At 66.1% G+C, this 18,216-nt stretch carries 17 protein-coding genes; 9 read left to right on the top strand and 8 right to left on the bottom strand.

Going from position 1 to position 18,216, the window contains the following annotated elements:
• The first annotated feature begins 1 nt into the window (after nt 1).
• From IPM18_16660 to IPM18_16630, 7 genes are all read left to right on the top strand, one after another.
• Nucleotides 2-1,396 (top strand): aminopeptidase P N-terminal domain-containing protein, encoded by a 1,395-nt coding sequence (locus tag IPM18_16660; protein ID MBK9121215.1) that lies wholly within the window; start codon nt 2-4, stop codon nt 1,394-1,396.
• A 20-nt stretch (nt 1,397-1,416) separates the two neighbouring features.
• On the top strand, nt 1,417-2,466 hold the full coding sequence (locus IPM18_16655; GenBank protein MBK9121214.1) for a DHH family phosphoesterase: 1,050 nt from the start codon (nt 1,417-1,419) through the stop codon (nt 2,464-2,466).
• Between the two features lie 104 nt (nt 2,467-2,570).
• Nucleotides 2,571-3,911 (top strand): DUF2029 domain-containing protein, encoded by a 1,341-nt coding sequence (locus IPM18_16650; protein ID MBK9121213.1) that lies wholly within the window; start codon nt 2,571-2,573, stop codon nt 3,909-3,911.
• A complete protein-coding gene (locus tag IPM18_16645) occupies nt 3,904-5,163 on the top strand; it encodes a DUF2029 domain-containing protein (protein MBK9121212.1) in 1,260 nt (419 codons plus the stop codon). Before IPM18_16650 ends, IPM18_16645 begins: the two co-directional genes overlap by 8 nt.
• 397 nt (nt 5,164-5,560) lie before the next feature.
• Nucleotides 5,561-5,992 carry an Hsp20/alpha crystallin family protein gene (locus IPM18_16640; GenBank protein ID MBK9121211.1) on the top strand — a complete coding sequence of 144 codons (432 nt, stop codon included), beginning with the start codon at nt 5,561-5,563 and terminating at the stop codon, nt 5,990-5,992.
• Between the two features lie 69 nt (nt 5,993-6,061).
• Nucleotides 6,062-6,457, top strand: a complete 396-nt coding sequence (locus tag IPM18_16635) for an Hsp20/alpha crystallin family protein (protein MBK9121210.1) — start codon at nt 6,062-6,064, stop codon at nt 6,455-6,457.
• Nucleotides 6,458-6,523: 66 nt separating this feature from the next.
• Nucleotides 6,524-7,006: an Hsp20/alpha crystallin family protein gene (locus tag IPM18_16630; GenBank protein ID MBK9121209.1), complete on the top strand. Its 483-nt coding sequence runs from the start codon at nt 6,524-6,526 to the stop codon at nt 7,004-7,006.
• Nucleotides 7,007-7,096: 90 nt separating this feature from the next.
• Here IPM18_16630 and chrA read toward each other — a convergent pair whose 3' ends face one another.
• The 7 genes from chrA to IPM18_16595 form a co-directional block, all read right to left on the bottom strand.
• Nucleotides 7,097-8,311, bottom strand: a complete 1,215-nt coding sequence (chrA, locus tag IPM18_16625; GenBank protein ID MBK9121208.1) for a chromate efflux transporter — start codon at nt 8,309-8,311, stop codon at nt 7,097-7,099.
• Between the two features lie 2 nt (nt 8,312-8,313).
• On the bottom strand, nt 8,314-9,801 hold the full coding sequence (locus IPM18_16620) for an AAA family ATPase (protein ID MBK9121207.1): 1,488 nt from the start codon (nt 9,799-9,801) through the stop codon (nt 8,314-8,316).
• A gap of 344 nt (nt 9,802-10,145) precedes the next feature.
• Nucleotides 10,146-10,412: a hypothetical protein gene (locus IPM18_16615; GenBank protein ID MBK9121206.1), complete on the bottom strand. Its 267-nt coding sequence runs from the start codon at nt 10,410-10,412 to the stop codon at nt 10,146-10,148.
• A gap of 125 nt (nt 10,413-10,537) precedes the next feature.
• On the bottom strand, nt 10,538-11,719 hold the full coding sequence (locus tag IPM18_16610; GenBank protein ID MBK9121205.1) for a LamG domain-containing protein: 1,182 nt from the start codon (nt 11,717-11,719) through the stop codon (nt 10,538-10,540).
• Between the two features lie 14 nt (nt 11,720-11,733).
• Nucleotides 11,734-12,336 carry a hypothetical protein gene (locus IPM18_16605; protein MBK9121204.1) on the bottom strand — a complete coding sequence of 201 codons (603 nt, stop codon included), beginning with the start codon at nt 12,334-12,336 and terminating at the stop codon, nt 11,734-11,736.
• Nucleotides 12,333-13,418, bottom strand: coding sequence for a type II secretion system protein (locus IPM18_16600; GenBank protein ID MBK9121203.1), 1,086 nt, complete (start codon nt 13,416-13,418; stop codon nt 12,333-12,335). Before IPM18_16600 ends, IPM18_16605 begins: the two co-directional genes overlap by 4 nt.
• Nucleotides 13,419-13,424: 6 nt before the next feature.
• Entirely contained in the window at nt 13,425-13,931 is a 507-nt protein-coding gene (locus tag IPM18_16595) for a hypothetical protein (GenBank protein MBK9121202.1), read from the bottom strand.
• 307 nt (nt 13,932-14,238) lie between these two features.
• Between IPM18_16595 and IPM18_16590 the strand changes: the two genes are divergently transcribed.
• The gene (locus IPM18_16590) at nt 14,239-16,086 is read left to right on the top strand and encodes a hypothetical protein (protein ID MBK9121201.1); all 1,848 of its coding nucleotides are present in this window, start codon (nt 14,239-14,241) and stop codon (nt 16,084-16,086) included.
• Between the two features lie 88 nt (nt 16,087-16,174).
• Entirely contained in the window at nt 16,175-17,323 is a 1,149-nt protein-coding gene (locus IPM18_16585) for a tetratricopeptide repeat protein (protein ID MBK9121200.1), read from the top strand.
• A 205-nt stretch (nt 17,324-17,528) separates the two neighbouring features.
• Here the strand turns inward: IPM18_16585 and IPM18_16580 are convergent, their stop codons facing one another.
• Complete coding sequence (locus IPM18_16580; protein MBK9121199.1) at nt 17,529-18,038, bottom strand: prepilin-type N-terminal cleavage/methylation domain-containing protein; 510 nt, start codon at nt 18,036-18,038, stop codon at nt 17,529-17,531.
• Nucleotides 18,039-18,216: the final 178 nt, after the last annotated feature.

The following is an 18,216-nucleotide window of genomic DNA, read 5'->3' as shown; positions in this document are numbered from 1 at the left end:
CATGTCCGCTGCACTCTGGATGGCCGCCCCCCCCGCTGTGTACCGCACCCGGCGCGCCGCGCTGGCTCGACAACTCACACGCCCGCTACTGGTCTGTGCCGGGCACGCACCCGCCCGCAACTACGCCGCCAACACGTACCCGTTCCGTCCGGGCAGCACCTACCGATACTTCGGCGGGCCAGCGCGCGAGCACGCCGCCCTGTTGATCGAGCCGGGCAGCGACGGGGATGCGGGCTGCACGCTCTTTCGCGCGCCCTCGACAGTGGCGGATGCCATCTGGGAAGGCCCCGGCCTGCCGGATGACGCGCTCGCAGCGGCGGCGGGCCTGTCGCTCAACCGGCTGTACAACCTGGAATCGCTCGCAGCGGCTGTCGCGGGGCGGTCCGTCGCGGCCATCCTCACACAGGGGCCGCGCACCATAGCCCAGGCCCAGGCCCTCGGGCTCGCGGCACCGAGCGCGGACGAATTCCGGGCGCTGGTCGAACTGCGCTTACACAAGGATGAGCACGAATTGGCGGCCATGCGGCGGGCTGCGACAGTCACTGCGGACGCGATCCGGGCTGCGCTGGCCGCGGCGCGACCCGGAGCTCGCGAAGCGGATGTCGCGGCGGTCTTCGCAAGTGCGCTCGTCGCCCGGAACTGTACCGAGTCGTTCACACCGATCATCACCATCCGGGGTGAGACCTTCCACGCCACGGGGGGCGACCATGAGCTCGTACCGGGGGCACTGCTGCTGATCGACGCGGGCGCCGAAGAACCGACCGGGTATGCATCGGATGCCACGCGCGTGGCGCCGGTGGGCGGTGGCTGGACGCCGATCCAGCGTGATCTGTACGAGGTGGTGCTGCGCGCCCATCAGTCCGCGCTCCACGCAGCGGTCGCGGGACGCCGTTACCGTGAGCTGCACGAGTTGGCGGCCTTGGAGATCTGCCGCGGCCTTGCGGACGTGGGCTTGCTCTGTGGTCGGGCGGAAGATCTGCACGCGCGGCGCGCACATACGCTATTCTTCCCGCACGGACTCGGACACCTGATCGGCCTTGAAGCGCACGATATGGAAGACTATGGCGACATCGCCGGGTATGCGCCGGGACGGACGCGGCCGACGGAGTTCGGCACGTGTTACCTGCGGATGGATCGCGACCTGGCGCCGGGGATGTGTGTGACCATCGAACCCGGCATCTACCTCAATCCCGCCCTCTGGCGGTCCGCCGAACTGGTCGAACCGCTGGCGGATGTCGTCCGGCGCGACCGCGTCGAGTCACTGCTGGCAGAGCAGTTCGGAGGCATCCGGATCGAGCACACGATCCATATCCGGGCAGAGGGCGGTCCGGAGGTGCTGACCGCCGCGCTGCCGACCGGAGCGGACGCGATCGCGGCCCTGGTGCCGCCGGTCTGAAGCAGGAGTCCACCGCGCTGATGTCCAGCCGCAACCACCGCTCTGACCGCCTGCTGCGGGTGCTCGCCGAGTACGAGCGCATCGTCGTGACGACGCACGATACCCCGGACCCGGACGCCATCGCCGCAGGTTGGGGGTTGTATACACTGTGCCGGGAGCGACTGAAGAAACCCGTACGACTGATCGGGGGTGGCGCGATCGTGCGGGCCGAGAACGTGCACATGGTGCGCCTGCTCAAGCCGCCCATCGAGCTCGTGGACGCCTTCACGCCGGATGCGGCGACCGCGACGGTCCTGGTGGACTGTGCTCCCAGCCAGGCCAATCACCTGCTGGGCAATGGGCACGCGCCACCGGTCGCGGTGATCGATCATCACGCGGTGACGGGCAAACCGGTGCGGGTGAAGTTCCGGGATGTGCGGCCGCGGATGGCTGCTTCGGCCACGATGGTGGCGGGGTACCTGAGAGCCCAAGTGCTGACACCCTCGCGGGAGCTGGCTACGGCCCTGATGTACGCGGTGCGGACGGAGGTGATCGGCACGTCGACACGCTTCACGCGCGCCGAGCGCGGCGTGCTGGGGTGGTTGACGGAATTTGTCGACCACCAATTGCTGCAGGAAATCGAGAATGCACCGCTGGCGCGCAGCTACTACGAGGATCTGATTCTCGCGATCGTGAACACGTTCCTGTACGAGGATGTGGCGGTGAGTTTTCTGCCGCGGTCGGCCAGCGCGGAGATTGTGGGTGAGGTGGCCGACCTGCTGGTGCGGTACGCCGAGGCCCAGCGGGTGTTCTGCGCGACGGTCATTGAAAACAACCTGCTGGTATCCGCCCGGACGACGGCGGACGGTGGGGATGCCGTGGCACTGCTCGGGCGCACCCTGAAAGGCGTGGGACACTGGGGCGGACACCGTAACCGCGCCGGGGGCAAGGTCATCGGTCGCGACCAGAGCGGTAAACTCACACAGGCGCTGCTCGATGATCTGAAACTGAAATGGCTCCGGGCCTGCGGCGTGGAAGATGTGCGCGGCACACGACTGGTCGCCCGAAAGGATATCCTTAGTTTGTTGTAGGCCCGAATCTCACCACGCATCGGCTATCATCCGACCCCATGAATGCCGCGCTCCCCACCCCAACCCCCCGTACCGCTCCGCGGCCCCTCCGTGGGTTGTGCCTGGTGGGACTCGTAGCGGCGGTGGTGTGGCTGGCGGTGCCGGGCTTCCGGCAGCTTTCGCGGCAGGAGCCGGATTTCGAGTACTTCTACAAGAGCAGTGCCTGGTTGTTGCAGCATGGCACGCTCGATCCCGGCTACGACCTGGTGGACGGGCGCCCGGTCTGGCGGGATTCACTCGGATGGTACTTGCCGGCCGTGGCGCGATTGCTCACGCTGCTGACGTGGCTGCCGCACGAGGCGGCCGGCGCGGTGTGGCTGACGCTCAATGCCGTAGCAATCCTGTCGGTACTTCGAATGCTGGGGCGGGAACTTACGGGACTCCCACCCACTGACTGGCCGGTGACGCAGTTCGCACCGTTCCTGCTGCTCGCGGCAGCGTGGGCATGGGAACTGCGGTTGAATCAGATCAACACGCTCACGCTGCTTTGCCTCGTCGGCAGCTTCGTGTGCTGGGCGCGCGGCAACGCGTTTGCAGCGGGTTTCTGGCTGGGATGGGCCATCCTCTTGAAGGTGACGCCGGGATTGGTCGCCGTCTGGTTCCTCCTGAAACGGCAGACGCGCGTCGTTGCCGTAGCGGCCGGAACCGTGCTGCTGGCGGGGCCGGTCGCGGATGCGATCACGCTTGGGCCGGTCACGGCGCACGATGCCTACGTGGGGTGGTTCGAGCGCGCCGTGGCAGGCAGTTCGCACGGCGCGCTGGTGCGTGCACAGCGCGAGATGGACTGGCGTAACCAGGGGCTGGGGGCCGTGGCAAGCCGCTGGCTGCACCCCACAAGCTATACAACGCGCTTCGACAACGATCCACGACTGCACGGACGCTACGAGTCGGATGAGGCCCGCACCCTGAACATCGTGCATTGGGAGCTCGACACGGTGGCGCGGCTCGTTCTGCTTACGCACATGGCTACGCTGGGCGGACTACTGTGGCTACTGCGGAAGCCGGCTCGTTCGCTTCCGGTGTGGCGTCTGCGGCTCGAATGGGCGCTGGTCGTACTGGCCATGCTGTGGTTCATGCCGATCATGCGGCGCTATCACCTCGTGTGGGCCTTGCCGGCCCTCAGTCTGCTCGCGGCGGCGCTGCACTACCACCGATTCCGTGGCGCGTGGACGTGGCTCTGTTTCGCCGCACTCACCGCCTTCCTTGCCATCCAGTTGCTGCTCTGGCCCAAACCCGACACGTTCACGCGCTGGCCTGAAGCGGCGGGTGTAGTCCTGCTGTCGGTCCTGATCCTGGCAACCCCGCTGCTGGTTCTGCTGGTGCGTCTCCAGCAACGGCCGGACGCACTGCCGCCACCGCACTTCAGCACCGGCGTCTCGAATCCCGCGGGAGATCCGCGTGTCTAGCGCCACATGGGAACGCAACGGTGGTGTCGCACTGGCGATCCTGCTGGTCGCCCTGGGGGGGCTCTCGTTTCATCGCGCGGTGCGGGAGAAGTTCGACTTCCACCACTTCTACCTCGATGCCCGCTACGTATGGGAGCATGGCGAGCTGAATCCCAACGTCGTGCGGCCACCCAAGATCGACGACCACCGCCAGTTGCCCTTCTACCTGCCGGTGGTGCCGTTGGTGATTGCTCCCATGGCCGCCTTTGGACCCGTCTGGGGGGCCCTCGTCTGGGCGGCGGCCCAACTGGTGTGTCTCGGTTATACCTTGCACGTTCTACGGAAATGGCTACCGGGGGGCGCGGCCGGCCGCTGGCTGTTGCTGGCAGCGCTGCTGGCGGCCCCGGCGTTCGTCGAAGCCAGTCGGTTCAACCAGGTGAGCTACTTCGTGCTGGCACTGCTGGTTGGCGGGGTGGACGCCGCGGTACGCGGGCGGCCCCTGCGCGGCGGTGCCCTGCTGGCGGGCGCCGCAGTGCTCAAACTGCTGCCCGGACTCTTGCTGGTGTGGCTGGTGGTCAAGCGCCAATGGGTGGCAGTCGCCGCGTTCTGCGTAGCCGGCGTCATGCTGACAGCAGTGCCGCCACTGCTCGCCTTCGGACCGGCGCAGGCCTGGAACTACCACCTGGAGTGGTGGGAATACAACGTGCGGGGCGGGTCCGGCGACCTCCTCGACCCGAACCTCGATGCCCACTTCATCGACCACCGCAACCAGTCGATCAAGCAGACGCTGGCGCGCTGGACGTGGGCGGAGCATCCTTTCCCGGCACCCTGGCGCCCCGTGCTGCTGGAGCGCGAGCAGATCGTACAAATTGGCCGCGCGGTTGCGGTCGTGTTGCTGGGGGGGCTGCTGTGGCTGACCCGTCGGCCGGGGAAGAACCTCGACAACGATCGACAGCGGGCCGAGGCCGCCGTGTACATGCTGGGCCTGCTGGTCTTTTCTCCGCTGATGCGGCAATACTACCTCGTGTGGGCGCTCCCAACGGTGGTGCTGCTGGTAGGTGCGGCGTTCGCGCGCCCTGGAGAAACCAGCGCCGTCGGGCGCTCGTGGCCGGCGCGGGTCGGCCTCGTGGTGTGGGTGGCGGGCCTGCTGGCATGGGCCTGGGAGACACCCCGCGACATGGGAGCGCACCTGGTCATGCTGATCACGCTCGGGGGACTGCTGCTGGCGGCGTATCCGGTACAGCGGGGCAAGCCGGGGCTCATGCGGAACTGACACAATTCAACGGTCGCCCGGTACGGGGGCACTTGAACTCGCATGGGGCCCGGCGTCACACGTTCAAGCAGCATCGGGCACAACTCCTACCATGGGAACGAAGCAGCGGATTCCCGCGTCAGACTTGTTCTCGGCCAAGAACCGCGTGGCAGGCCGGTACTGCCGAAATTACATGTCGGCGCGACACTGTCAGCGGTGACGAAATGACAGGGGGATCAGGGTAGGCGCCAGCACACCTATATTGCTCTTAAGTTATTGTTTATAAATAGTTTATGGCTTGTCAGGCAGGTCGCGTTTCAACTGGAACGGCGGTTGCTTTCTATGTCCACCGGAGTCGGCGGCGACCGCGGCTGGTCGCCCGGCGCAGGTAAGCGAACATAGGAGAAATGCAATGTTCATGACGCGACGATTCGTGCCGCTGACCCCTTTCATGGATCTGCGGCGCGAGATGGATCGGCTGCTCGACACTTTTGGGGGTGAAGGCCAAGGCGACCCGCGCTTCCAGCCGTTTCCCGCCCTGAACCTGTGGGAGCAGCAGGACAAGCTGATGGTCGAGGCCGAGGTGCCGGGCCTGAAGATGGAGCATCTCGAAATCGCGATCCAAGGGAATGAGTTGACCCTTAAGGGACAGCGCCAGCCGCCCGTCGGCGATGATGCCGTGTACCACCGGCGCGAGCGTGGCATCGGCGAGTTCACGCGCTTCCTGACGCTCCCGGTCGAGATCGAGGCCGAGCGCGTGGAGGCGGTGCTGAAGAATGGTGTACTGACGATTTCGTTGCCCAAGGCGGAGCAGGCCCGCGCCCGCAAGATCACCGTGCGCTCGGCGTGAGCCGTGGCGGGCTGGACCGAACCTCACCAGACATCCATGCGGCGCCCAGCGCCGTCCGGAGGATACATCATGAGTGCTGCAAATCTTGAGAAGCGCGAAACCACGCCCGTGCAGGCCGAACGGGTCCGCGGTGGTCGGTCGTACATTCCGGCCGTCGACATCGTGGAATTGCGGGATGAGCTGTTGCTGCTGGCGGATGTGCCGGGAGCGCGGGCGGAAGACATCGACGTGAACTACGAGCGCGGCGAGCTGCGGCTCAGTGTGAAGATCGAGGCCCGGCAGGGTCCGGAAACCCCGTGGCTCGTGCGTGAGTACGGCATCGGCGACTTTGTCCGCACGTTCCAGGTCGGCGAAGGTATCGATGCGACGAAGATCGCGGCCGAGGTGATGAACGGCGTGCTGACGTTGCACTTGCCGAAGGCCGAGGCCGCGAAGACCCGGAGAATCGAGGTACGCGCGGTCTAGTTCGACCGGCTCCCACCAGCTTTGCCGGTGCTTGCACAGACCGCGCAGAACGGAAGGAGACTTACGATGAACCTGATTCCATGGAGGAACAAAAGCCAAGCGCCCGTACGTAAGAGTGAGGCATCCCATTCGCAGGGGACGTTGCGCGCGGAGTTCGATCGCCTTTGGGAGCAGTTTCTGGACGCCCCCTGGGGAACGTCACTGGGGAGCGTCCTCGGAGGTGTCCTGCCGCGAATCGACATCACGGAAACGGATGCGGCCCTTACCGTGCGGGCTGAAGTGCCGGGTTTGACGGCGTCGGATGTTCAGATCGAGATCACCAGCAACCAGTTGTCACTCTCTGGTGAGAAACGCAAGGAGCGTGAGGAGGTGCGTGGCGAGGTGCACTGCAGCGAATGCGAATTCGGCAGCTTCCGTCGCAGCGTGCCCCTCCCGCCGGGGATCGATACCGAGCAGGTCAGCGCCACCTGCCAGGAAGGTGTGCTGACGATCGTACTGCCGAAACGCCCCGACGCCCGTAAGCAACTTGTGAAAGTCCGGACCGCCTGAAAACAACGGTCCCGCTCAAGACGCAGCCGACACCGCAGAGCAACCCGCGCTCGGAGTCGGCTGCGTCTTGTGCTGCGCACCGGCGGAACATCAACCCGCCCAGCCGAAGTGCCCAAGACCTGCGCCGAACAGCCCACCGGCCAGAACCAGACACGCCGAGCCGAGCCACCGCCGCGCGAGCACCACTCCCGCCCCCACCGCCAGTCCCAGCGTCAGCAGGTCCACCACCGACGCGCACGCGAGTTGCCATGAGACCGCAAACATCAGCGCCAGGGAGGCGACGTTCAGCCCGTCCAGCGCCCGGCCCAGCCGCTGCGACTGCCGCAGACGCGGGATGAACGGCGCACTGACTGCGACGAAGACGAACGCCGGCAGAAAAATGCCCACCGTCGCAACAGCCGCCCCCGGAACACCTGCGAGCACGTAGCCGATGAACGTCGCCGTTGTGAACAAGGGGCCCGGTGTCACCTGGCCGATGGCGACCGCATCGAGCAGTTCCTCTGTGGACAACCACTGCCAGCGATCCACCAGGTCGCTCTGCAGGAACGCCAGCAGCACATACCCGCTGCCAAACAGCACGGATCCCACCTTGGCAAAGAACAGAAATAGCGGCAGCAGCCCGAAGGTGGTGGCTGTGGTGGTCGTAGCCAGCAACCCAGCCGCGGCTGCGGTGGCGCGCGGGGTCGGTAGCGCTCCTAGAAGCACCACGGCGGCCCCCGCCCTCGGCGGCAAACCCCTCGTTGGCGGCAGAACCGCTGCGAGCAACCCCGCCGTGCCCAGTACGAGCAATTCATGCAGTCCGCCACAGACGGCCGCAAGGGCGGCAACGCCCAGGATCAGCAGGCGCGGGCCGTGCAGGGCCGTACGAGCGAAACGCACGAGTGCCAGCGCAATGATGGCGACCACCACCGGCTTCACGCCGTAGAGCGCGCCCGCCAACTGCGGGAGCGTTCCGACCCGCACGTAGACCCATGCACAGCACAGCACAATCAGCGTTGCGGGAAGGATGAAGCAACTGCCCGCGACGAGCAGCCCGGCCACTCCTGCGCGGCGGTGGCCGATGTGAATGGCGAGTTCCGTGGAGTTGGGTCCCGGGATGAGATTCGTCGCGGAAACGAGGTCCAGGAAGTCCCGCCGCCCCAACCAATTCCGCCGCCGGACACACTCCTCCTCCATCAGCGCGGTGTGCGCGGCGGGCCCACCGAAAGACACCGTGCCCAGCTTGAGAAAAACCAGTGCAAGTTCGCGCAGGCGGCTGCTCCGTGTGTCCGGTGGAACCTGTGGCGGAGCGCTGCCGGGCCCCATGCTCAATCTGCCGGCAGGCAGCGGCCTTCGGCCCACGCCCGCAGGGCCGCAACGCGCTCGGCCATGGTGACGGAGAGGGGGGGCGAGTCGACGAGCACCGTACGGATGTGGTCGGTGGTTAGCTCGGACTGCTGGTCGAACGCCGTATGCAGCGCAGCAACGATGGCTTGCTCGATCTCCGCGCCACTGAAGCCCTCGGTCGCGGCCGCGAGTTCCGCCACATCGAACCGGGCCGGATCACGGTTCCGCTTCCGCAAGTGGATGGCGAAAATCTGTTCGCGCGTGGCGCGGGTGGGCAGATCCACGAAGAAGATCTCGTCGAAGCGCCCTTTGCGGAGCAGTTCGGGCGGGAGGGCCTCGATATCGTTGGCCGTCGCCACGAGGAAGACGGGGGCGCGATGCTCCTGCATCCACGTCAGCAGCGCACCGAACATGCGCTGCGACAGACCGCCGTCCGTACTGCGGCTGGCGGCCGAGGCAAAGGCCTTCTCGATCTCGTCGATCCACAGGATCAGCGGCGCCATGGCTTCCGCCTGGCGAAACGCATCGCGTAACCGCCGCTCCGACTCACCCACGTAGCGGTCGTACAGCGCGCCGACATCCATGCGCAGCAGCGGACGCTGCCAGGCGGTGGCGATGGCCTTGGCGCAGAGACTCTTGCCCGCCCCCTGCACCCCCAGCATCAGTACGCCGCGCGGATGCCCCAGGCCGAAGTCACGGGCCGCGTCGCTGAGCGCGTGCTGGCGCTGGGCGAGCCAGTGCTTGAGCCGCGCAAGCCCACCGATCTCGTCGAGACTGACCGGTGCCTCGACGTACTCGAGCAGGCCAGTCTGATACAGCGTCTGGCGCTTGCGAACCAGTACCGTGTTGATGTCGGCTTCATCGAAACGGCGATCGTCGGCCACGGCGTCCGCAATGATCCGCATGGCCTGGCGCCGCGTCAGCCCGAGCAGGTTGCGCGTGATCAGCTTCAGCCCATGGCGCGTGATGTCGATCTCGATCGGGCTGGCGCGGTGTGCCTCCCGCAGCGTTTGTCGCAGGATGCGCTCCAACTCCTCCTCATCCGGCAAGGGCAAGATGAACGTTGTCACGTATTCACGCAACACGGGTGGCAGTTCTTCCGAGTGATCGATGAGAATGAGTTGGGTGCCGTTGCGCTCGATGTGCCGGAGGGTGTTCCGAAGTGTCCGCAGCACACGTTCTTCCCGCAGATGCGCGGCGAGGTCGAGCATGACGCAGAGCGGTGCCCCCTGCAGCTCCGCAAAGTGTGCCAACGCCGCCAGCGGTGCGTCCGTCGCGGGCACGGTCCGGCCACGGTCCAACAGGCCATCCTGAACGCCCCCACCGAGTGACCACATCCACAGCGGACGACCGATGGTCAGCGCGGTATCACGCACCAGTGTCAGCGCGTGCTCTTCCTCGAACGTGCAGATCGAGATGCACGGGTGTCCGTAGCGCAGCAGCCGTTCGAGTTCGGTGCGGTTCTTCATCGCCCGGTAGGTTCCCTGCGAGCTGGGGTCGGGCCGCCCACCACGTGACCGGCATTTCCGACGCATCCTCTGGGAGCGTAGCTGTCCACGCGACCGGCGGCAACGCCGCACGGCTGGAATGCACATCCGACCGCTATCCTGGGATCAGCAGCCGCGCGGCTCACTCCGCAGCACGGAGCGCCAACGCCGAGCGAGAGGATGCCGGCTGTTTATGTACAAGTGGATGAGTGCGCAGGAGATGTGGGGACGCGCTGTGACTTAGAGCTCACACAACGCATGGGGGCACTTGCTTCGGCCGCAATCCCGGTATCACACGCCAGCATGCGGCTGCCGCGGCTTTGCGACTAATCGGATGGCGTCGTGCTGTCACCGCTTCCGGTGCCCAGCCGATCAGACACCCCTGCGAAGACCCCGGCGACGGCACCCGAGAGGATCGTCGTCAGGCCTTCCTCCAGTGAACTGAAGAACACTTCGCCCATCTGCTGCTTCGTCGCGTCGTCACACCCTGTCAGACCACCGAGCCCCAGGCCCACCGTCGCCATGGCGGTCAGCACCCGGCCCACGTGTCCTGAACGGCCGCCGTGTCTTTTTGTCAATCTGCTTCGATTCATGGCACAACTCCTGCGATTGCCTATCGGCCGCCGCGGCCCCGCCGGCTGGAGTGTCCGAGTGTAACCACGACGAAAATCTGCAAGCGACGCAGTACCCGGCTGACATGAGCAGGTCTTATCGGTCCTCAGGGCACGACGTGGGTCCACGTACCCGGGACAGTGCGCAAGGTATGCGGTGGGTGCGTCGAACCCGCCTGGTAGAGTGCCGCGACCTCGGCGGCCGTGAGGATCCGGTCAAACAAGGCGACTTCGTCGATCATGCCGCGGAACGGATTGACCCAGCCCGAAGTCACACCGGCATGCGAATTACTGGTGTTCACGCCAATACCGATCGGTTCGGTGTTGCCGCTGCCACCGGAAGTAGTACCCCAGCCACCCTTGTACGCGTTGGATGCGACTTGCACACCGTTCACATAGAGCCGCAGCCCCGTGTCGCCGAAGGTAACGACCACCTGATGCCACGTGTTGGTCGGCACCACCCCCGATACGATTTCGTAGCTGGCTGTCAGACTTTGAATCCGCGTGCGGACCCGCGAATTGTCGATCCAAATCCCGAAGTGGCCGCCGGAACCGTAAAGTTGGGCATCTTTCGTCCACAGCCCGCGCGGCCCCGTGGCCACATCGGTGATGAACCAAAAGTGCACACTTCCGGAATCGAGCAGGAACTCCGGCGCGTGCGGGATATCTACGAGATCATCGACGCCGTCGAAGTACGCAGCCCGATCACAACGCTGCGGCACATGCGCGCCCACCTGCACACCGTTCCGATACAGACCGACGAAATTCCCGGCGGCGTCGACCGACTGTGTGCCGTCTGTTTCGCCAAGGCGCCACCAGGCCAGCGGGGCCATGCGGGCCAGCACGTCTGCAAGCGGGTCGCGCCCGACCGCATCCGCAACCAGCATGACCTCCAGACTGAAACGGGCCGCCCCCTGTTGTGCCGTCGAACGTACAAGAACGGCATCGCAGATTCCGACACTGACATCGCCGTCCCCCGGGTCGCTGACCACCAATGTGAGGAGCCCGGCACCGATCGGCTCGTCCTCGAACCATACTCCGCTTCCGTACTCCGTCCGCCAGTTCGGGTTGAGCGCCATGATGTATTGTGCCAGATCAACACCGGACTGCGCCAGGTAGCGCGTCGCTGCATGGTCCGTGTCCGCCGCCACCATGCGGTGGCGCACCCGGGTCGCCAGCACCGCTGACACGCCAGCCAGGGTTACCAGCAGGGCGCACCCCAGCGTGGCAAGATACACGGTAGCCCGCCGTGTGGCCGGGGAAGGTTGCGCCGACGGGCGCCTTCGCATGTGTCCGGCTCCCATCATAAGCCCAGCAGACTCCCAGCCCCCTTCAGCAATATCTCAAGTAGTCCGGGGTCATTCGGTACTACCGGCTCGGCCTCGGCGACCGCGCCCCCGAGAGCCACGCCGGCCGCTGACCGCAGCGCTACCAAGGTAGCTACATCGGTCCCCAGATAACGCACCATCACCGTGATCCGCTTGAGTCCGGTAGGGTCGGCCGACACGGGAAATCCCGGCTCCGGTCGTACCCAGACCACCTCAACGACCCGCTCGTACCCCACCGCCCAAGTGAGCGATTCACCGGTGCGGGTCCGCGGGGGTGATTCGGTCCATCCGTGGTAGTCATCCAGGTCGTCGAAACCAGCCCGCGTGCTGCCCGTCTCGCCCGCGTCCGGCCCGATCGAATCCACGGTCGCCCCGGGCTCGACATACGGACAGCGCATGATTTCAGCGAGCAGGTCCTGCGCCAGGAGCGCGCCGCGGGCGTGGGTCGCAATCCGGAACTGTCCCACGCGCGCCACCATCACCGCCTGCAGCGCAGCCACCAGCATGACCCCCACGATCGCGGCACTGATCGTCACCTCAATCATGCTCAGCGCGCGGCGCCGCCCCAGCCCGGTCATGGCCCCACCTCCGGCGGATTCAGCAAGGGAAATGCCACCTCCACGACCGGTCGGGTCATCCCTTCCAACTGCACCAGCACGCCAATGCGAACCAGCTTTTGACGTGTGGTCGGAGCCGCTGGTTCCAGGGTCGTCACCCAACCGCGCGCCACGAAGAGCAGGGACTCCCCCGAATACGCCTGCCAAGTGTATCCCCCCGTATCGCTCCAGAGCCGCGTCACGGCCGGGGTGGCCTGTTGCTGCGTCGTGTACCGCAAGCGGCCGGTCGGGGAGTTGAGACGCGGGCGTACCACGATGCAGACGCCCTCCCACGGTGCGAGTTCTGCCGTCATGGTGAGCGGCACTTCCCGCCACACAAAACTGCTCGTGAGCCCGTACTCTTCCAGCCGCCCACGCGCGAGTACAGCGCCTGTCGGGTGGTTCTGTGCATCAGCCCGGAAGGCCTCCACCCACGACTCCCCGGTGGCCCAGCCCGAACGCCGTACCCGCAGAAAGATGCGTGACAGTCGCCACGACTCGACATTGGACACATCCGCAAAGGTCGGTCGAAAGAACTGCCCATGCCAGCGATTGACTGCGATGTCCTGATCCGCCAGGGAATGCGTCGTATCCACCGCAGCCAGCGACAGTTCCGCGGACTGGGTCTCCTCGAGACTCAGTTCCGCCAACTGGATCGTCTGAACCTCATAACGAAACGTGAACGCCCCCAGGCGGGTGAGCACCGCGCGCGCTTTGCCGCCATTGTACGTCCGCAGCAGTGGGCTGCCCGTCTGGCCGTCCCAGGTATACCGGATCACTTCGTCATGGCTGTCGTCGTTGCGGTCCGGGACGATCAGTGTCAGAGCCCGCGCCGTGCGTTCGGGTACTGCGATGGCGCCGGCAATCTCCGTTGCGAGTTGTTCCAGCGCCAGCAGCGCTTGAACCTCCGCATCCAGTTCCTGCTCAGACCCGGGCAGTGCCCGCGAGGCAATCATGATCGCCGAGGCCATGCCAGCCAGCAGCACGGCCGACGCGGCCAGACTGACCACCAGCTCCATGAGCGTGAAGCCGCGGAGTCGGATTGGGCGGGTCGCACGCTGCATCAGCCCTCACTCCCGTGTGGCGGCACCCGTCGTTGGGTCAAGCAGGACAACCGCTTTGGCGTCCCCCGCGCGGAGTTCAATCCGCATATCACCGCTCGGCTGCCCGTAGCCGTCAAACACCACGGCATTCGCCCCGTTCTTGGCCGAGAAACTCATTCCGACTTCGTAGGGCTGTTGCCCGAGGTCCACCGCGTAGGTGGCCCCGGCGCGGTCCAGGTGCGCCAATCCCTGCACGGCATACCGCGGTCCCAGGGGGTCAAAAAACACCGTGACGGCGGCGTTGGTCGTCCGTGCCTGCCGCTGCGCCAGGTCAAGATCGCTGATTACACGCTGTGCCGCCGCCTCGACCCGCTGCCGTTGCAGCGCGCTGTGAAACCGCGGAAGGGCGAGCCCACCGATCACCGCCAGGATCACCACTACCAGCAAGATCTCAAGCAGTGCGAACCCGAGCGAACAGCCACTCCACGGCCGGCGCGGTCCCACTTTGCGACCCTCGTCCCGATTCGATCGCATACTCCGACTCCACGGGGCGCGGCGCTCCCCATCGGGTCCATCGACCGGATCCTTGCGGCACTTCCACAACCGCATGCCCCTTTGGCAACCCGTCCGAAAAGACCCGCGCGGGCACCGCCGCCAGACCCTGTTTCTCTCAACCCGCCGATAACGCCCCTCCGATGGGGAGGGGTGCAACAGCGGTCACAACGTCCGCAATATCGGCCGGGAGCGCCTGCGCTGCCCGCCGGTGCGGGGTGACCTGCAAGTCCGGCCAAGGGCCTGGATGGAGCTGCGCGTGTGGTGGTCTAGTGGTGCCAATCTACGAATGCCGTACGTCGTACTGGCAACCGTGCTGCTGGTCGGGTGCCTGACCGCGGAAGCGCGCGACGAGCCGCCAGCCGAGCCGGCGGTGACTCCGGCCCAGTCCCCGCCGGCTCCGCCTGCCGCGAGCAGCTCGGACGAGGGGGCTCCGCGCAACAATGGCACCCGCCTGCCGCGCGTCGTCCGCGCCGCGACCGGACTGCTCGACGTGCATGTCCGGCAGGCGGACCTGTCGGCTGTCCTGGAAATGCTCAGCTACGAGGCACAAGCCAACATCGTCGCCAGCAAGAGCGTGAGCGGGCAGGTCTCGGCGAACCTCTACGGCGTCACCCTGGAGCAGGCGCTGGACGCCGTGCTGGCCCCCGACCGGTTCGTGTTCCATGTGGTGGACAACACCATCTTCGTCGGTACCGCGGATGAGCTCGCCGCGCTGCACCCGCCCCCCGAGGCGCGGGTCTTCCCTCTGCGATATGTGACCGTCCCGGATGCGGCCCTCGCGGCCCGTGCTGTCGTTGGTGAGCACGGGATGGTCGTCGAAAGCAGTGGACAACAGACCGGCGGCGGCACAGCAACGGCGGCGGCGGGAGCGCCCGCGCCCAGCGCGAGCACGGACTACCTCGTCGTGTCCGCCACTCCGCACCTGCTCACCGAGGTGGCACGCGTGCTGGCTGATATTGACCGCCGGCCACCGCAGGTGCTGATCGAGGCCACGATCCTGCGGGCCACGCTCACGGAGCAGAACCAGTTCGGTATCGACTTCAACATGCTAGGTGGCGTCGACTTCGAGAACGTCGGGAGTGTCAGCAATGCCTCCGCCGACCTGGCCACGGGGCGCACTCCGGCTCCCCGTCTGCAGGACACCACTTTCAACATCAACACGAGCTTCAATGCCACACTGCCGGACGGTGGCTTCACCTTCGGCCTCATCAAGAACAACATCGCCTCTTTTATCCGCGCACTCGAAGAAGTCACGGACGTCGTGGTCGTAGCGAATCCGAAGATCTCCGCCCTCAACAAGCAGGAAGCCGAGGTCATCGTCGGCCGCCGCGACGGCTACATCACCACCATCGTCACCGAGACGATCGCCACGCAAAAGGTTGAGTTTCTCGAAACCGGCACACAGATCCGCTTCCGGCCGTTCATCAACCACGACGGCACGGTGCGCCTCACCGTCCACCCCAAGGACAGCAACGGCGGCCTGAATCCCTCGAACCTGCCGTTCGAGGAAACCACCGAAGCGCGCGCCGACCTGCTGGTCAACGACGGCAACACCGTGCTCATCGGCGGACTCTTCCGCGAGCGTACCGTCAATTCCCGCCAGCAACTCCCCGCGCTCGGGGACATTCCGTTCGGCGGCATCCTCTTCGGAAACCGGAACGATCAGACTGTGCGCGAAGAGGTCATCATCCTGCTCACGGTCCATGTGTTGAAGGATACCGCGTCCGAACAGGCCCAATTCCGTGTATTGCGCGAGGACATCGAGCGCATGCGCGTGGGCGTGCGGGCCGGCCTGCTGGCCAGCGGCCGCGAGCGCCTGGCCCAGGCGTACCTGCACGAAGCCCTCGCCCAACTGGAGCGCGGCGACCGACCGGCCGCCCTGCTCAACGCGCGGATGGCAATCCACAACCAGCCCACACTGTTGCCAGCTCTCAAGCTACGCGAGCGGCTCCTCGACGAACGCCAGTGGGACGCCGACGGTGCCCGCATGCGCACTTTCATCCTCGATCTCATCGCGGGCACCGGTACACCCGGCCTCCCGCCGTCGACCGCCTTCGATCGCCCGCCGGAGGCCCAGCCGGCCGCACCGACGGTGGAGCTTGGAGATGCCGAGAGCGAGCAACAAAGGAATTGAGGGTTGCGCACGCAGGTTTCACGGCCCTTCACGGCCCGGGCGGTCGAGTTCTGAACCCTCCACGGGTCATTGCTGATCGAGAGTACCCATGCCCACACCCCTCATACGCCGCCTGATGTACTCGGATGCCGTGCTCACACTGTATGCAGCGCCACCAGCCCGGTTCTACACGAATCGTCTCCGGCGACTCGCCGTCCTGCCGATCACACTGCTGCTGCTGGGCTGCACCGAGTTGCCGCCGACCGCTCGCGATGAAGGCCAGGCCCACTGGAACACCGCCCGCGCCCAAGTTAAGGCCCGCATGGCTTCCGACCAGGTCGATGCCGGCAACCTGGTCGCTGCCGAGCGGACCATCGCCGAGGCCCAGCGCCTGACGCCCGAGGATGTCGAGCTCTATGCTTTGCGTGCCCGGATCTGGCTCGCCTCCGGCCGAAGTGTCGAAGCCCTGGAGCTGCTTGCAAAGTATCCGGAAGAGGGTCCGTCGGCCGCGGTCTGTGCCTATCTGCGCGGCATCATTCAGCAACAGCAGCAACGCTGGGAGCTGGCTCGTGACGAATACCAGCGGGCGGTGCGCGGCGCACCGGACGAATGGTCTTATCTCGCCGCACTGGTGCAGACTCAGCTTCAACTGCGCCAGCCCGATGCCGCCCTCGCCGAACTCCACATGCAGCGGGACCGTTTTGGCTGGGAAGCTGCATGGCACGCCGCCGTCGCCGAATGTCATGAGCAGCGCGGCGACTGGCAGTCCGCCGTCGGCGCCTGGCAGCAGGCCGCCGTCAACCCCGCCGCCGACCGAGAGCACACCGAGCGTCTTGCCGAGGCCCTCTGCAACGCGGGCCGGTACGCCGAAGCGATTCCACTGCTCGAGGGCCTGTCCCAGGCGGATCCCACGGCACCCCATCTGCGTCTCCGTCTTGCCGAGGCGTATTTCGGTGCCGGCCTCTTTGCAGCAGCACGCCCCCACCTCGCCGTCGTACTTGCACAGGACCGCAGGCACGTAGCCGCGCTGCGCTTACTGGCCTGCTGTCTGGCGGGGGACGGTGATGTGGCCGCTGGCCTTGCCACGGTCGAGCAAGCACTACAGACAGCGCCCCAGGACCTGCGGAGTCTTGAGGTGGCGGTTGTGTTGGCGTGGCGCAGCGGCGCGGACAAACCGTACGGGGAGTACGCACGGCGATTACGGGCTCTGCGCCCGGATAGCCCCGTCGTAATCCGGCTGGAACAGCTCGGCGACTGAAACCACCAGAAACCTGCCGGCAACAACTCTGGAAGTGTGTCCAGAGCCGCGCCGCCCCTTGAAACGGCCGCGAGCCGGTCGCCCTTCTGGGCGACCGGCCCGCACATTCCCTTTGTACCGCACCCCGGTACGTGCGAAGTGGAATCCAGGTTTCAGGGCAGCGCTTTGAGATCGTCGTCGGCGTCAAGCGCCTTGCCGCGCAGCCCTAGTACCCGTTGAAAGGGTTTCCGGAGTCATCCATCTGAGTCGTGTTCGGCAGGAACTCACCCGTGTTCGGGTTGTAGACCCAACCCTCGCCACCACTCGGGTCCGGCGTCGGCGGACTCGTCGCGGAGATCAGGACATTCGCTGCACTCGGCTTGCTGGCGTTCTCACCCACCGGGCACGGCGGAATGGCAAGCAGGTACGGTCCGAACTTGTGGGTCGTATCCTTAGTGGCGCTCGTGGCGCCGGCATACGAGGTGAACATCGTCAGCTTACTGACGAACCCGGCGGCGTCGGGTCCGGGGTAGTTTCCGCCATGCTCCGCTGCGTAGAGCTCGATCGCGGCGCGGACGGTGGCGAGATTCGCCGACACCGCCGACTGCGAGGCACCCGCCGAACCACGGCTGAGACGCGGAACGGCGATCGCCGCCAGAATCCCGATGATTACAATAACAACGACGAGTTCCACAAGTGAGAAGGCGGGTGCGCGGGTGCCAGTGCTTCGCGCCATGGGGGTACTCCTGTTCGCACGCATAGATCGTTGTGGTGGTCGAGATCGGCTCACAGCGACCCGTGGGCCCGACCACCAGGATTCAACCAAGTCTCCGCACGGTGCATCGTCGCATCCCGCAGGGACCTTGAGATGCGCATGACCAGTAGTTTGTCAAACCTCACTCCCGCACCCTGAT

The organism is Phycisphaerales bacterium (assembly GCA_016716475.1).
Lineage (GTDB): Bacteria > Planctomycetota > Phycisphaerae > UBA1845 > Fen-1342 > JADJWG01.
Note: the sequence above shows the minus strand (reverse complement) of the source record. Positions and strands in the feature narration are given on the sequence as shown.

Bases quoted from the DNA above. Each gene is read 5' to 3' on its own strand.
- IPM18_16660 (MBK9121215.1), top strand. From the start codon at position 2: ATGTCCGCTGCACTCTGGATGGCCGCCCCCCCCGCTGTGTACCGCACC.
- IPM18_16655 (MBK9121214.1), top strand. From the start codon at position 1,417: ATGTCCAGCCGCAACCACCGCTCTGACCGCCTGCTGCGGGTGCTCGCC.
- IPM18_16640 (MBK9121211.1), top strand. From the start codon at position 5,561: ATGACGCGACGATTCGTGCCGCTGACCCCTTTCATGGATCTGCGGCGC.
- IPM18_16635 (MBK9121210.1), top strand. From the start codon at position 6,062: ATGAGTGCTGCAAATCTTGAGAAGCGCGAAACCACGCCCGTGCAGGCC.
- IPM18_16630 (MBK9121209.1), top strand. From the start codon at position 6,524: ATGAACCTGATTCCATGGAGGAACAAAAGCCAAGCGCCCGTACGTAAG.
- chrA (MBK9121208.1), bottom strand. From the start codon at position 8,311: ATGGGGCCCGGCAGCGCTCCGCCACAGGTTCCACCGGACACACGGAGC.
- IPM18_16620 (MBK9121207.1), bottom strand. From the start codon at position 9,801: ATGAAGAACCGCACCGAACTCGAACGGCTGCTGCGCTACGGACACCCG.
- IPM18_16615 (MBK9121206.1), bottom strand. From the start codon at position 10,412: ATGAATCGAAGCAGATTGACAAAAAGACACGGCGGCCGTTCAGGACAC.
- IPM18_16610 (MBK9121205.1), bottom strand. From the start codon at position 11,719: ATGCGAAGGCGCCCGTCGGCGCAACCTTCCCCGGCCACACGGCGGGCT.
- IPM18_16605 (MBK9121204.1), bottom strand. From the start codon at position 12,336: ATGACCGGGCTGGGGCGGCGCCGCGCGCTGAGCATGATTGAGGTGACG.
- IPM18_16600 (MBK9121203.1), bottom strand. From the start codon at position 13,418: ATGCAGCGTGCGACCCGCCCAATCCGACTCCGCGGCTTCACGCTCATG.
- IPM18_16595 (MBK9121202.1), bottom strand. From the start codon at position 13,931: ATGCGATCGAATCGGGACGAGGGTCGCAAAGTGGGACCGCGCCGGCCG.
- IPM18_16590 (MBK9121201.1), top strand. From the start codon at position 14,239: ATGCCGTACGTCGTACTGGCAACCGTGCTGCTGGTCGGGTGCCTGACC.
- IPM18_16585 (MBK9121200.1), top strand. From the start codon at position 16,175: ATGCCCACACCCCTCATACGCCGCCTGATGTACTCGGATGCCGTGCTC.
- IPM18_16580 (MBK9121199.1), bottom strand. From the start codon at position 18,038: ATGGCGCGAAGCACTGGCACCCGCGCACCCGCCTTCTCACTTGTGGAA.